Origin of the sequence: Mycolicibacterium chlorophenolicum (genome assembly GCF_001044235.1) — a bacterium.
GTDB lineage: Bacteria > Actinomycetota > Actinomycetes > Mycobacteriales > Mycobacteriaceae > Mycobacterium > Mycobacterium chlorophenolicum.
The window spans coordinates 822274-834668 of the sequence record NZ_JYNL01000069.1; the positions used below are offsets into that span (position 1 = coordinate 822274).

Here is a 12395-nt window from a genome sequence, read left to right on the forward strand (position 1 = left end):
CATGTATTTCGTCGGTCTGGACCTGGCCTGGGGCCAGCGCAAACCCACCGGGGTCGCCGTCGTCGACGACGGCGGACGGCTGGTGGCGGCCTCTGCGGTCACCGACGACGCCAGCATCCGGTCCGCGGTGGCCCCCTTCGTGGCGGGCGACTGCGTCGTCGGCATCGACGCGCCGATCATCGTCACCAACGCGACCGGCCAGCGGCCCGCCGAGCGCGCGCTCAACGCCGACTTCGCGCGGTTCCAGGCCGGCGCGCACCCGTCGAACACCGGGAAACCGGAGTTCGCCGACGGAACCCGCGCGGGCCGCCTCGCCGAGGCACTCGACCTCGACATCGATCCACTTTCGGGGTCGCCCCGGCGCGCGCTGGAGGTGTATCCGCACGCGGCGACGGTGGCGCTGTTCCGATTGGGCCGCACGCTGAAGTACAAGGCGAAGCCCGGCCGCGGCGTCGCGCAACTACGCGCGGAACTGCTTCGGCTCATGGAGCTCGTCGAGGGGCTGGCCACCGCGGACCCGTCGTTGCGGGTGACCGACTGCGAGGACTGGATCGGGCTGCGCGCGATGGCCGAGAAGGCCGAGCGCAAAAGCGAATTGCGCCGGGTCGAGGATCCGGTCGACGCGGTGGTGTGCGCGTACGTGGCGATGTACGCGGCGCGCCGGCCCGACGGCGTGACGTGCTACGGGGACGCCGAGACCGGCTACATCGTCACGCCCACCCTGCCGTCCGATCTGGAGCCCGCGCCGCCCGAGCCGACGCCGGGGGCGGTGCACGACGCCATCGCCACCTACGCCGAGCGGCGTCCCCATCTCGTGGCCTCCACCGACAGGTACCTGGCCGCGGTGACCGCACTGCTGGACGACGCCGGGATCAACTACCTCAGCGTGACGGCGCGGACCAAGTCGGTGGCGTCGTTCGCGGCCAAGGCCGACCGGCATGTCGACGGACGGCGGTTGTACGCCGATCCGCTGTCGGAGATCACCGACCAGATCGGGTTGCGCGTCATCACCTACCTGCGCGACGACGTGGCCGCGGTGGCCCGGCTGCTCGGCGAGGAGATGCGGCTGCTCGACGACCGCGACATGGGTGTGGAGACGGCCAGCGAGGGCCGGTGGGGCTACGCGAGCAGGCATCTGCTGCTGGGTATCGAGGGCGAGCAGCAGCCGGCGTCGGTGCAGGTGCGCACGATCCTGCAGCACGCGTGGGCCGAGTTCGAGCACGACGTGCGCTACAAGGGGTCGATCCCGGAGGAGGACGCCCCCGACCTGGATCGCCGGTTCACCCTGGCCGCCGGGCTGCTCGAGCTGGCGGACCTGGAGTTCTCGGCGATCCGTGAGCGGCTGCGGTCCACGACACCGGCCGAGAGGGCACCGCAGTCGGCCGAGGGAGCCGGCATCCCGACGCCGGTGCTGGCGACCTATCTGGCCAACCGCTTCCCCGACGCCGGCTGGTCCCGCACCGACCACTACGGCTGGATGGCCGGGCTGCTGCTGGACCTGGGCGTCGACTCGATCGACGAGGTCGACGCGCTGCTGGCGGACGTCGACACCGACGCCGTCAACGCGGCGATGGACTACCGCTTCCCCGCCGGCGCGGTCCGTCGCCTCGACGACTCGCTGCTGGCGGTCTACGGTGCGCGCTACATCGACCTACCGGGCAACGCTCATCGAATCAAGTTGCTGGAGAACAGGTCTGCTCACCTCAGCCAGGGACGTCCGCCGGCCTAGTGTGCGGCCAGATCGCGTACGCGGTCCCGTGCGCGATCTGGCCGCACACCAGAGCCGGCCGGGTCAGTCGTCGGGGCCTGTGCCCAGGTGCGTCGGGTCGGTGATGCGGGCGTCGCGGATCCCGAGCTGACGGTTGATCAGCTGGGTGAGGAAGAACAGCACAACCCCGAGGGCGACCAGGCCACCCGCGACGATGTACTGCTGCGCGGGCCGGCCGGACAGCGGGGTGACCAGATACAGCGAGGCCACGAACCCGATCACCGGCATGATCGTCGGCGTCTTGAAGTGCCCGCCGGCCTGCCGCACATCGCGCCGCAGCACCAGCACCGCGACGTTGACCACCGCGAACACGGCGAGCAGCAGCAGGCTGGTGGTGCCGCCGAGGATGGAGATCGCGTTGCTGCTGGCGAAGGTGCTGACGTAGAGGATCAGCCCGAACGCGATGACCGTGGTGAACAGGATGGCCACCCACGGCGAGCGGCGCGTCGGGTGCACCGTCCCGAGCACCGGCGGCAGCACCCGCTGGCGCGCCATGCCGTAGATGAGGCGACTCGCCATCAGCATGTTGATCAGGGCGGTGTTCGACACCGCGAACATGGTGATGAAGGGCAGGATCGTGTCGATGGGCAGGCCCGGCGCGCCGGCCTTGACCACCTCGACCAGCGGGGTGTCGCTCTCCTCCAGCGTGCCGATCGGAACCAGCGCCACGGCGACGATCGACACCAGGACGTAGACCACCCCGGCGATCGACAGGCCGGTCAGCAGGATCTTGGGGAACGTGTTGACGGGGTCCTTGGTCTCCTCGGCCATGTTCACCGAGTCCTCGAAGCCGACCATGGCGAAGAACGCCAGGGAGGTGGCGGCGGTCACGGCGAGGAAGGTGTTCTTGTCGCTGGCCGTCTCGAACGCGACGATGCGGGAGAAGTCGACGTCGCCCGAGCCGGTGAACGCCCACAGTCCGACGAGGATCACCACCACCAGGCCGGTGATCTCGACGATGGTGAGGACGACGTTGAGCTTGACGCTCTCCCCGACGCCGCGGAAGTTGATCGCTGCGAGCGCCGCCATGAACGCCAGTGCGAGGATCGCCACGCCGAGCTTGGGCGCGTCGACGTCGATTCCTTCGAAGAAGTTCGCCGCGAATGCCCTGGAAGCCGTTGAGGCCGAGGTGATTCCGGAGCACATCACCACGAACGCCACCAGGAACGTGATGAAGTGGATGCCGAAAGCCTTGTGCGCGTACAGCGCGGCGCCTGCGGCCTGGGGGTACTTCGTCACCAGCTCCAGGTAGCTGAAGGCCGTGACGGCTGCGATACCGAACGCAACGAGGAACGGAAGCCAGGCCGCACCACCGACTTCAGCGGCGACGTCGCCGACGAGCGCGTAGACGCCGGTGCCGAGGATGTCGCCGACGATGAACAACAGCAGCAGACCCGGACCCATCACCCGCTTCAGTTCGGGTTGTCTGTCCGCGCTCTCCTGGCTGGTCAACGATTCCGCCATCACGCCTCCCCCTTATTCGTCGCTCGGCTCACCCATCATCGATCACTCCACAGTGCTCCGCAGGGCCAACGCGGAAACCTCGTCGAGGAACGCTGCGGCCCGCTGCGGGTCGACGCCCCGCTCCCACCCGAACGTCGTCGGGCGCTGGGCGCGGTCGTGCCAGAAGTGGCCGGGACCGGACTCGGGACGGGTGGCCACCAACCAGACGGCGGTGTCGGCGCCGTCGGCGGCGTCGCGCAGCAGCGGCCGGGTCACGCGGCGGAAGACCGGCAGCGCCTCGGCGACGCCCGGCGTCTCCACCCAGCCCGGGTGGGTGCTGTACACCCGAATACCGCTGTCGCTCAAGCGGTTCGCCCACGCATCGGCGAGGAGCACCTGCATGCGTTTGGTCCGTGCGTAGACGCGCACCCCGTTGTACGGCCCGTCGCGGGATTCGAGTTCGTCGAGAGTCCAGTGCTTCACCGGCGCGCTGTACATGCCTCCGGACGACATGAAGACGACGGCCGACTCGTCGGCCGCGCGCAGCAGCCCCGACAGGGTGTCGGTCATCAGATGCGGGCCCAGCACGTGGCAGGCCAACTGCACCTCGTGGCCCTGCGCGGTCTCGGCCCGCTGCTTGGGCATCACCCCCGCGTTGTGCACCAGCCCGTCCAGCGCGTCGACGCGTGCGGACAGGGAGGCGGTCCACGACCGGACGGCCGCCAGATCGGCGACGTCGCAGACCTCCTCCACCACGTCGGCGCCGGCGACGCCGGCGCGCACGGTCGCCGCCGATCGGGCCACTCTGCCCGGGTCGCGCCCGAGCAGATGGACGGTGGCGCCGAGTCGCGCGAAGGACGCGGCCATCGCCGCTCCGATGCCGGCCGTGGCACCGGTGACCACGACCCGCTTACCGGCCATCGCGTCGGGGGCGGGGTCGGCGGGCCACCACAGCCCGCGCAACCGGGAACCGATCTTCGTGTATCCCAGCACCACCGAACGGTCCAGGACCGTGTCCACCACGGCACCCAGGGAGTCGGTGAGGATCACCGGAAGGGGGTTAACCATCGGCCGTCGAAGACAAACGTCGCTAGTTGAAGGGGGCGAGCACGTCGATCACGTCGATCAACGTGGCCCGGGCCGTGGCACGCGGTCCGTCGCCGTCGCCGACGAGCGCCGCGACCACCGCGCCGTCGACCGCGCACACGAGCGCGGTGAGCAGTTCCGCGCGCACGGATCGCCCGCAGCGCTCGACGACCTCGATGACGGCATCGGTGCGGTGCTTGAGGATTCTGCTCTGGATGTCACGCAGTCCGGGCTGTCGCGCGCAGGCGATGAGACGTTCGTAGCGCGAGATCAATTGTTCGGTCACGCGTTCGCGACTATCCCCGACGAGCAAATCGACGAGGATGTCGGCGGTCGACTCCGCGCCGCGCCGGCGCCGCGACAACGTGGCCACCCGGTCCTGCAACGCCTGGGTTTCCAGCGTTCCGACGTACTCCACGGCCTTGGCGATCAGGTCATCCAGCGAAGAAAAATAGTAGGTCGTCGACGCCAGCGGTAGTCCGGCCCGCCGGGCCACGGCGCGGTGCCGGACAGCATCGAAGCCACCTTCGCACAGCAGGTCGGCAGCGGCGCTGACCAGCGCATACCGCCGACGTTCTCCCTTGGGAGTGACTGCTGCCGTCACGCTTGACATCGTGCCAGTCACAGGGTTGCGGCATCGCGCTTTCGGCAATTCGCCCGGATGTTGGAACAGGTGGGACTGGCATGATGGCGCGCATGCCGACGATCAGCCGGCGGGAGATGCTCGGGCTCGGTTTCCGGGCGGGCCTCGCGACCGCAGCAGGTGTAGCCGGAGTGTCCGCGATGAGCCGGGCGATGGCCATGGGGGCGCCCCCGGCGGTCGCGCCGACGTACGCCGCGGGATCGTTCCCGTCGGCGGCGCGCGGCGGCGCCCCGACCAACTGGATCATCGCCCGCCCGCCCGGGCAGACGGCGCCGCTGCGGCCGGTGATCCTGCTGCACGGGAAGGACAGCAGCGCGCAGACGGTGATGTCGATGGGCGCCGAGCAGTTCCTCGCCGACGCCGTGCGGGCCGGTCTGCCGCCGTTCGCGCTGGCCGCGGTCGACGGTGGCAACGGCTACTGGCATCGGCGCGCGTCGGGTGACGACTCGGGGGCGATGGTGCTCGACGAGTTCCTGCCGCTGCTCGCCGCGCAGGGGCTCGACACATCGCGCGTCGGGTTCCTGGGGTGGTCGATGGGCGGTTACGGCGCGCTTCTGCTCGGCGCCCGACTGGGCGCCGCGCGCACCGCGGCGATCTGCGCCGTGAGCCCGGCGCTGTGGACGTCGGCGGGCGCCGCCGCGCCGGGCGCCTTCGACAGCGCCGCCGATTACGAGGCCAACAGCGTCTGGGGTCTGGCCGGGCTCAACGGCATTCCCGTGCGCGTCGACTGCGGCGACGACGATCCGTTCGCGTCGGCCACCCGGCAGTTCATCGGCCAGCTGCCGACTCCGCCGGCCGGTGGGTTCTCCCCCGGTGGGCACAACGCGGCGTTCTGGTCTTCGCAGCTCAGTTCCGAACTGAGCTGGATGGCGCCACTGCTGACGACTTAGAGGCTGATTCGCCCTTCGGCCGCGGCCTGCCCGATGTCGGTGCGGAAGTGACTGCCGGGCAACCGGATTCCGTTCAGGATGGCGTAGGCCGAGGCGCGCGCGGCCGTCAGATCGGCACCGGTGCCGACCACCGAGAGCACTCGCCCGCCTGACGACACCAGCGCCCCGTCGTCGCGGCGGGCGGTTCCGGCGTGCAGGACTCCGTCGGCGTCGGCGCCATGGATGACGTCGCCGACCCGCGGCCGGCCGGGATAGTTCTCCGCGGCAACGACGACCGTGACGGCCGCGCCGTCACGCCAGCGCAGCGCGGGTGCCGACGCCAGCTCGCCGGTGGCCGTCGCGCGCAGCAGCTGGCCCAGCGGGGAATCGAGAAGCGCCAGCACCGCCTGAGTCTCCGGATCGCCGAAGCGGCAGTTGAATTCGACGACGGCAGGCCCGTTGGAGGTGATCGCCAGACCCGCATAGAGCAGACCCGAGAACGCACTGTCCCGCCGAACCAGTTCGGCGGCAACGGGTGTGACGATCTCGTCGACGATGCGGTCGGTCATGTCAGCCGGCAGCCACGGCAGCGGTGTGTAGGCGCCCATGCCTCCGGTGTTGGGTCCGGTGTCGCCGTCGCCGACCCGCTTGAAGTCCTGCGCCGGCAGCAGGGGCACCACGGTCTCGCCGTCGACGAGGCAGAACAGCGACACCTCGGGTCCGTCGAGGAAGGATTCGAGCAGCACCGGGTGGCCGGCCTCCAGCAGGCTGGCGGCGTGCGCGCGGGCCGCGTTGCGGTCATCGGTGACCACCACGCCCTTGCCCGCCGCCAGTCCGTCGTCTTTGACGACCCACGCCCGGTCGCCGCCGGGCGGCCCGAACCGGTCCAGCGCGGCGTCGAGATGGGCCGGGTTGTCGACGATCTCGCTGGTCGCGGTGCGCACCCCGGCGGCGGTCATGACGTCTTTGGCGAACGACTTGGCGCCCTCGATACGGGCGGCGTCACGCGTCGGACCGAAGCAGGCGATGCCGGCGGCCCGCACCGCGTCGGCGACCCCGAGCACCAGCGGCACCTCGGGGCCGATGACGACGAGATCGGCCGCCACCCGGCGCGCCAACGCCACGACGTCCTCGCCCGACGTCACGTCGACGTCGTACTGGTCGGCCAGGGCCGCGGTGCCCGCGTTGCCCGGCGCCACCGAGAGGGCGTCGACCTCCGGGTCTCGGCGCAGCGCGAGCAGCAGCGCGTGTTCACGGGCTCCGGAGCCGATCACCAGGACGTGCACAGGTGCCCACCCTAATCGTCCGACGACAGCATCGCGCGGACCATCTGGGCATACAGTTGACTCAGTGAGTGTATGGTCGAGGAGAGTGCTTCACATCACACAGGAGTGATCGCCATGACCACGACGCCTGCGCAGGCAACCGGCTGCCCGTTCCTGCCCCCGGGCTCCACCTCCCCCCGAGTCGCTTCGCTCCTGCCCCCGGGGTATGACTTCACCGACCCGGACGTGCTGCTCCGCGGCATCCCGGTCACCGAGTTCGCCGAGCTGCGCCGGACGGCGCCGGTGTGGTGGAACCAGCAGCAGGAGTCGGTCTTCGGCGACGGCGGCTACTGGGTGATCTCCCGCCACGCCGACATCAAGGCGATCTCGCGTGACGGCGCACTGTGGTCGACCAACCGCAAGGGTGCGGTGATGCGGCTGCCCGACGGCGTGACCTCCGATCAGCTGGAACTGACCAAGGCGCTGCTGATCAACCACGACGCCCCGGAGCACACCCGGCTGCGCAAGATCGTGTCGCGGCTGTTCACTCCGCGGGCGATCGCGACGCTGGAGCGAAAGCTCGCCGTGGCGGCGCGGGACATCGTCGCGGCCGCCGCCGCGAAGGACAGCGGCGATTTCGTCGATGACGTCGCGATGGGTCTGCCGCTGCTGGCCATCGCCGATCTGATCGGAGTCCCGGAGGCCGACCGCGAGAAGTTGTTCGCCTGGACCAACACGATCATGAACACCGACGACCCCGACTTCGACACCGATCACGTCGCCGCCAACGCCGAGTTGATGGGCTACGCGTACGCGATGGCCGAGGAGCGGCGACGCTGTCCGGCCGACGACATCGTCACCCGGCTCGTGCAGGCCGACATGAACGCAGAGGAGGGCGAGGCCATCACCGACGTCGAGTTCGCGTTCTTCGTCATCCTGCTCGCCGTCGCCGGCAACGAGACCACCCGCAACGCGATGACCCACGGCATGAACGCGTTCCTGGAGAACCCCGACCAGTGGGAGCTGTTCAAACGCGAGCGGCCGCAGACCGCCGTCGACGAGATCATCCGGTGGGCGACACCGGTGCACTGCTTCCAGCGCACCGCCACCCGCGACGTCGAGCTCGGCGGCGTGACGATCGCCGAGGGCCAGCGGGTGGGGTTGTTCTACAGTTCCGCGAACTTCGACGAGGACGTGTTCGACCGCCCCTTCGAGTTCGACATCCTGCGCAACCCCAATCCGCACCTGGCTTTCGGCGGCAACGGGGCGCACTACTGCATCGGCGCGAACCTCGCGCGGATGGAGATCAAGCTGATGTTCGACGAGATCGCCGAGCAGATCCCCGACATCGCGAAGCTGGCCGAACCGCAGCGGCTGCGGTCGGGGTGGATCAACGGGGTGAAGGAGCTGCGGGTCTCGTATCACTGATCGGGACTAGGGTGCCATCGTGCGCACCCACGGCTGGTCCGGAGCCAAGCCCGCCTCGGACGAGGAGGCGGCCGGCCGGATCCTCGCTGCCGCGGGCAAGGCCATCGAGGACCACGGCGCCGACTTCTCGATCTCCGATGTGGCCCGCACCGTCGGGGTCACCCGGCAGACGGTGTACCGGTACTTCCCCAGCACCGAGGCGCTGCTGGTGGCCGCGGCGGTGCATGCCGTCGACGGCTTCCTGGAACGGCTGGCCGCGCACGTCGCCGGCATCACCGACCCGGCCGACGCGGTCACCGAAGCCGTTGCCACGGCGCTGGAGTGGCTGCCGCGCGAGAAGTACATCGGGCTGCTGATGGTGCCGGGCGGGGCGGCGCACGTGGAGTCGGTCACCTCCGATGTCGCGCTGCGGTTCGCGCGGGACATGGTCGGACGTCTCGACGTCGACTGGGCGGGCGCCGGATACGGCGACGACGATCTCGACGACCTGGCCGAGCATCTGCTGCGGGTGATCCAGTCCTTCGTCATCGATCCCGGGCGGCCACCGCGCCGCGGGGCGGCGCTGCGCGCCTATCTGCGGCGTTGGGTGGGCGGCGCTCTGCGGGGCTAGACGACCGTCAGCGGCAGGGAGCGGCGCGGCTGGAACTCGAACGACGCGCCGCCGCTGAACTTCACCACCGACACCTCGCCCATCTCACGCGCGGGGGTGTCGCGTCGCACCACCTGCGCGGTCCAGTCGGTGCGGCTGCCGGTGAGCTCCACGTCGAGGTGCGGGTCGATCGCGGCGACCGCGGCCTGCAGCGGGCGGGCCTCGTCCGGATGCACCAGCGCCACCCAGGCGCCGTCCTCGTGCGCCGGCGACCGTTCCACCCGCACCGTGTCGGGACCGAACTCGGCGTCCACATAGGCGGCCGGATTCAGCAGCGGGTGCAGCCGCAGCATCGCGATCGCGCCGTCGATGCCGTCGGGCAGCCCGAGCGCGTGGTGGATGCGCTCGGCGGCCAGGCCGGCCACGCCGATGAGCTGCTTGGTGCAGATGTCGCTCGCCAGTTCGCGATTCGCCCCCGCGCGGGCACCCACCGCGATCACGAACGACAGGTTGAGCAGGTGCATCTGCAGGCAGACCTCGTCGGCCATCCGGACCAGCGCCGAATGCGAGAACGCGCCGAAGTCGAAGTCCGACAGCAGGTCTCCGGAGTAGTCGCTCTGTCCCTCGTCGGCGGTGTCGATCGGGTCGAGCTCGGTGTGGGCGGCGCGGGTGCGCGCGATCACCTCGAGAACCGGATGGTCGGCGACCTCGGGGTGCGATTCGTCGATGACGACCGTCCACGCACAGTGGGGGTGGCGGTCGGCCGGGGCCCGCGGCGGTCGGTGGATGGGCCTGATCTGCGCCCTGCGGTTGGTGGCCACCGCGGTGGCGTCGAACGTCGGGTCCTCGATGTCGTGGCACATGCCGCGCACGTAGTCCTCGCCCATCGGCTCCACGTCGAGCAGAGCGCCGCAGTGGTCGAGGTGGAATTCACCGTGCCAGCGGTCGTGCACGGTGTACCGGAAATCCATGAACTGCGGCGGGGCGCCGATGTCGAGCTGCAGGCCCTTGAAGATCGTGATGACGTCGGTGCCCTCGTAGCGCAACGCCTTCTGCATCCGCCGGGTGTAGATCGGGCTCGCGCCCATCCACTCCTCGATGGCGATCTGCAGCATCTCTTCGCGGCCGAAATTGCTGATGCACCAAGCCATTCCGGAGCGATCGATCATCTGTCCGATGAGCAGCAGCTCGGGCACCAGCACGGCGAGCTGCTCACGGGTCAGCGCCGAGTACCTACTGGTCATCGAGGGTGCTCCCGGAGTGCATGTTCAGCGCCGCGTTGACATTGGCCAACTTGTCTTCCCCGCCGCCCCGTTCGGCGGCCTTCTTGCGCTGTTTGGCCACCTTGGTCACCACGCCGTCGAGTTTGGAGCCGAGCGGGAAGCCGAGGTAGTGGGTCAGGAAGATGGCCATCTCCTTGAGCTCGTCCTCGGTGAGCTCCTCGTTGGCCAGGGCGGCGTTGGCCTGGATCTCGGCCAGGTCGGTGATACCCAGCGCGGTCACCACGGTCAGCGTCATGATGCGCTTGTCGCGCATGGACAGGCCTGGCCGCGTCCAGATCGTGCCGAAGAGGTGGTCCGCGGTGAGCGCGAAGTACTCCCCCGGCATGTCCGGCATCTCCCAGCCGTACACCTCGTTCATCTTGTCCAGGCCCTTGCGGCGCAGTTCGTCCATCGGTGTCACTCCTTGGGCGTCGAGGTCGGATTCGGCACACCGAGACCGGCCGCCAGGTTCTGCAGGGCGATCTCGGCCAGGGGCAGTTCCACGCCGGTGTCCTCACCGAGGGCCAGCGCCAGCCGCAGGTCCTTCTCGGCGAGACCGCGGGTGTGGATGAACATGTCGTACAGGAAGTCGTCGGGCGGTAGCGGACCGGTGTGGTCGCGCACCATGATCGCGCCCGGACCGCCGCTCTGCGCGTCGCTGTGCCGGACCACCCGGCCGAGCTTCTGCAGGTCGATACCGGCAGCCTCGGCCAGTCGCTGGGCCTCGCACGCCGCGGCGAACCCGATGAACGTCAACATGTTCCGGGCCAGCTTCATCCGGGTGCCCGCGCCGGGTTCGCCTGCTCGCACCACCATCGACGCCCACTGCTTGAACACCGGTTTCACCGTGTCGTAGGCGTCGTCGTCGGCGCCGACCATGACGGCGAGCTCGCCCTTGTCGGCGGCTCCGGCGCCGCCGCTGACCGGGGCGTCGACCACGTGAATACCCCTGGGCCGCAGCTTCTTCGCAAGTTCGGCCGCGGTGCCGGGTTCGATCGTGGAGTGGATCGCGATGACCGTGCCGGGCTTCGCGTGGTCGGCGAGTTCGCCGACCACGTCGCGTACCTGCGCGTCGGTGAGTACGGTCACGCTGATCACGTCGGCCGCCTTGGCGACCTCGGCGACGCTGTCGGCCGGCGTGGCGCCGAGCTCGGCCAGCGCTGTCACCGCCTCGGCCCGCACGTCGAACACGACCAGCCCGCCCGGCCAGCCGACGAGCCGTTTCGCCATCGGGGCGCCCTGGTTGCCCAGGCCGATGTAGCCGAGCGCGGGGGCGGTCATGAGCGGATGATCTGTCCGCCGTCGACGTTGAAGATCTGCCCGGTGATCCACTTGGCCTGGTCCGACAGCAGGAACAGACACATGCCCACCAGATCGTCCGGCTGCCCCATCCGTGACAGCGGGATGTTCTTGACGATGTCGGCCACCATCTCCTGCGGCGTGGTCGTGCGGTTGGCCTCGGTGTCGATGGGACCCGGTGCGATCGCGTTGATCCGGATGTTCTGCCCACCGAGCTCGCGCGAGAGCTGCTGGGTCAGTCCGTTGACGCCGACCTTGGCCAGACCGTAGAAGTTCGCATAAAGCCATGCGGCAGTGGACGACTGGTTGACGATCGCCCCGCCGCCGCGCTTGGCCATCTTGCGGTACACCGCGCGGGTGCACCACAGCGCGCCGTCGAGGTTGACGCTCATGAACTTGCGGTAGTACTCGGGGTCGACGGTGACCAGGAAGTCGAGCTTCATCCCGCCGAAGATCGCCGCGTTGTTGACCAGGTAGTCGATGCCGCCGAACTCCGACAGTGTCTGTGCTGCCATCTCCTTGGCCGATTCGGGGTCCGAGACGTCGACCCGCACCGCGAGCGCGCGCCCTCCCTCACCGGTGATGCCGTCGGCGACCTTCTGGGCGCCCTCGGTGTTGATGTCGGCGACGACGACGGCCGCCCCCTCCCGGGCGAGCGCCTCGGCGTAGGCCTGCCCGATGCCTCCTCCGGCGCCGGTGACGATAGCCACCTTGTCCTTGAACTGGTCTCCGTACAGTCCCAC

General features: G+C 69.8%; 12 protein-coding genes. 4 read left to right on the top strand and 8 right to left on the bottom strand.

Annotated elements, in window-relative coordinates; genetic code table 11:
* Position 1: 1 nt before the first annotated feature.
* Positions 2 to 1729: a bifunctional ribonuclease/(p)ppGpp synthase gene (relZ, locus tag MCHLDSM_RS33780; RefSeq protein WP_048474002.1), complete on the top strand. Its 1728-nt coding sequence runs from the start codon at positions 2 to 4 to the stop codon at positions 1727 to 1729.
* Positions 1730 to 1792: 63 nt separating this feature from the next.
* Here the strand turns inward: relZ and MCHLDSM_RS33785 are convergent, their stop codons facing one another.
* The 3 genes from MCHLDSM_RS33785 to MCHLDSM_RS33795 are packed head-to-tail and all read right to left on the bottom strand — an operon-like array spanning position 1793 to position 4910.
* Complete coding sequence (locus MCHLDSM_RS33785; protein WP_048474213.1) at positions 1793 to 3232, bottom strand: APC family permease; 1440 nt, start codon at positions 3230 to 3232, stop codon at positions 1793 to 1795.
* Between the two features lie 42 nt (positions 3233 to 3274).
* Positions 3275 to 4261, bottom strand: coding sequence for an SDR family NAD(P)-dependent oxidoreductase (locus MCHLDSM_RS33790; RefSeq protein ID WP_048474003.1), 987 nt, complete (start codon positions 4259 to 4261; stop codon positions 3275 to 3277).
* Between the two features lie 40 nt (positions 4262 to 4301).
* Complete coding sequence (locus MCHLDSM_RS33795) at positions 4302 to 4910, bottom strand: TetR/AcrR family transcriptional regulator (RefSeq protein ID WP_048474004.1); 609 nt, start codon at positions 4908 to 4910, stop codon at positions 4302 to 4304.
* Between the two features lie 74 nt (positions 4911 to 4984).
* On the opposite strand from MCHLDSM_RS33795, the gene MCHLDSM_RS33800 reads away from it, so the two are divergent.
* Positions 4985 to 5830 carry an alpha/beta hydrolase gene (locus MCHLDSM_RS33800; protein WP_280513794.1) on the top strand — a complete coding sequence of 282 codons (846 nt, stop codon included), beginning with the start codon at positions 4985 to 4987 and terminating at the stop codon, positions 5828 to 5830.
* On the opposite strand, the gene purD is transcribed toward MCHLDSM_RS33800, so the two are convergent.
* Positions 5827 to 7095: a phosphoribosylamine--glycine ligase gene (purD, locus tag MCHLDSM_RS33805; RefSeq protein WP_048474005.1), complete on the bottom strand. Its 1269-nt coding sequence runs from the start codon at positions 7093 to 7095 to the stop codon at positions 5827 to 5829. The two genes, MCHLDSM_RS33800 and purD, sit on opposite strands and share 4 nt — an antisense overlap.
* Positions 7096 to 7209: 114 nt before the next feature.
* Between purD and MCHLDSM_RS33810 the strand changes: the two genes are divergently transcribed.
* Both MCHLDSM_RS33810 and MCHLDSM_RS33815 read left to right on the top strand, forming a co-directional pair.
* A complete protein-coding gene (locus MCHLDSM_RS33810) occupies positions 7210 to 8502 on the top strand; it encodes a cytochrome P450 (RefSeq protein ID WP_082169207.1) in 1293 nt (430 codons plus the stop codon).
* Between the two features lie 19 nt (positions 8503 to 8521).
* A complete protein-coding gene (locus MCHLDSM_RS33815; protein ID WP_048474006.1) occupies positions 8522 to 9112 on the top strand; it encodes a TetR/AcrR family transcriptional regulator in 591 nt (196 codons plus the stop codon).
* Here the strand turns inward: MCHLDSM_RS33815 and MCHLDSM_RS33820 are convergent.
* The 4 genes from MCHLDSM_RS33820 to MCHLDSM_RS33835 are packed head-to-tail and all read right to left on the bottom strand — an operon-like array spanning position 9109 to position 12395.
* Complete coding sequence (locus tag MCHLDSM_RS33820) at positions 9109 to 10335, bottom strand: hypothetical protein (protein ID WP_048474007.1); 1227 nt, start codon at positions 10333 to 10335, stop codon at positions 9109 to 9111. The genes MCHLDSM_RS33815 and MCHLDSM_RS33820 overlap by 4 nt on opposite strands.
* On the bottom strand, positions 10325 to 10765 hold the full coding sequence (locus MCHLDSM_RS33825) for a carboxymuconolactone decarboxylase family protein (RefSeq protein WP_048474008.1): 441 nt from the start codon (positions 10763 to 10765) through the stop codon (positions 10325 to 10327). Before MCHLDSM_RS33825 ends, MCHLDSM_RS33820 begins: the two co-directional genes overlap by 11 nt.
* Positions 10766 to 10770: 5 nt before the next feature.
* Positions 10771 to 11634, bottom strand: coding sequence for an NAD(P)-dependent oxidoreductase (locus tag MCHLDSM_RS33830; RefSeq protein ID WP_048474009.1), 864 nt, complete (start codon positions 11632 to 11634; stop codon positions 10771 to 10773).
* Positions 11631 to 12395, bottom strand: coding sequence for an SDR family oxidoreductase (locus MCHLDSM_RS33835; RefSeq protein WP_048474010.1), 765 nt, complete (start codon positions 12393 to 12395; stop codon positions 11631 to 11633). The genes MCHLDSM_RS33830 and MCHLDSM_RS33835 overlap by 4 nt, the downstream gene beginning before the upstream one ends.

Bases quoted from the DNA above. Each gene is read 5' to 3' on its own strand.
- MCHLDSM_RS33810 (WP_082169207.1), top strand. From the start codon at position 7,210: ATGACCACGACGCCTGCGCAGGCAACCGGCTGCCCGTTCCTGCCCCCG.
- MCHLDSM_RS33800 (WP_280513794.1), top strand. From the start codon at position 4,985: ATGGCGCGCATGCCGACGATCAGCCGGCGGGAGATGCTCGGGCTCGGT.
- MCHLDSM_RS33795 (WP_048474004.1), bottom strand. From the start codon at position 4,910: ATGTCAAGCGTGACGGCAGCAGTCACTCCCAAGGGAGAACGTCGGCGG.
- MCHLDSM_RS33820 (WP_048474007.1), bottom strand. From the start codon at position 10,335: ATGACCAGTAGGTACTCGGCGCTGACCCGTGAGCAGCTCGCCGTGCTG.
- relZ (WP_048474002.1), top strand. From the start codon at position 2: ATGTATTTCGTCGGTCTGGACCTGGCCTGGGGCCAGCGCAAACCCACC.
- MCHLDSM_RS33825 (WP_048474008.1), bottom strand. From the start codon at position 10,765: ATGGACGAACTGCGCCGCAAGGGCCTGGACAAGATGAACGAGGTGTAC.
- MCHLDSM_RS33830 (WP_048474009.1), bottom strand. From the start codon at position 11,634: ATGACCGCCCCCGCGCTCGGCTACATCGGCCTGGGCAACCAGGGCGCC.
- MCHLDSM_RS33785 (WP_048474213.1), bottom strand. From the start codon at position 3,232: ATGGCGGAATCGTTGACCAGCCAGGAGAGCGCGGACAGACAACCCGAA.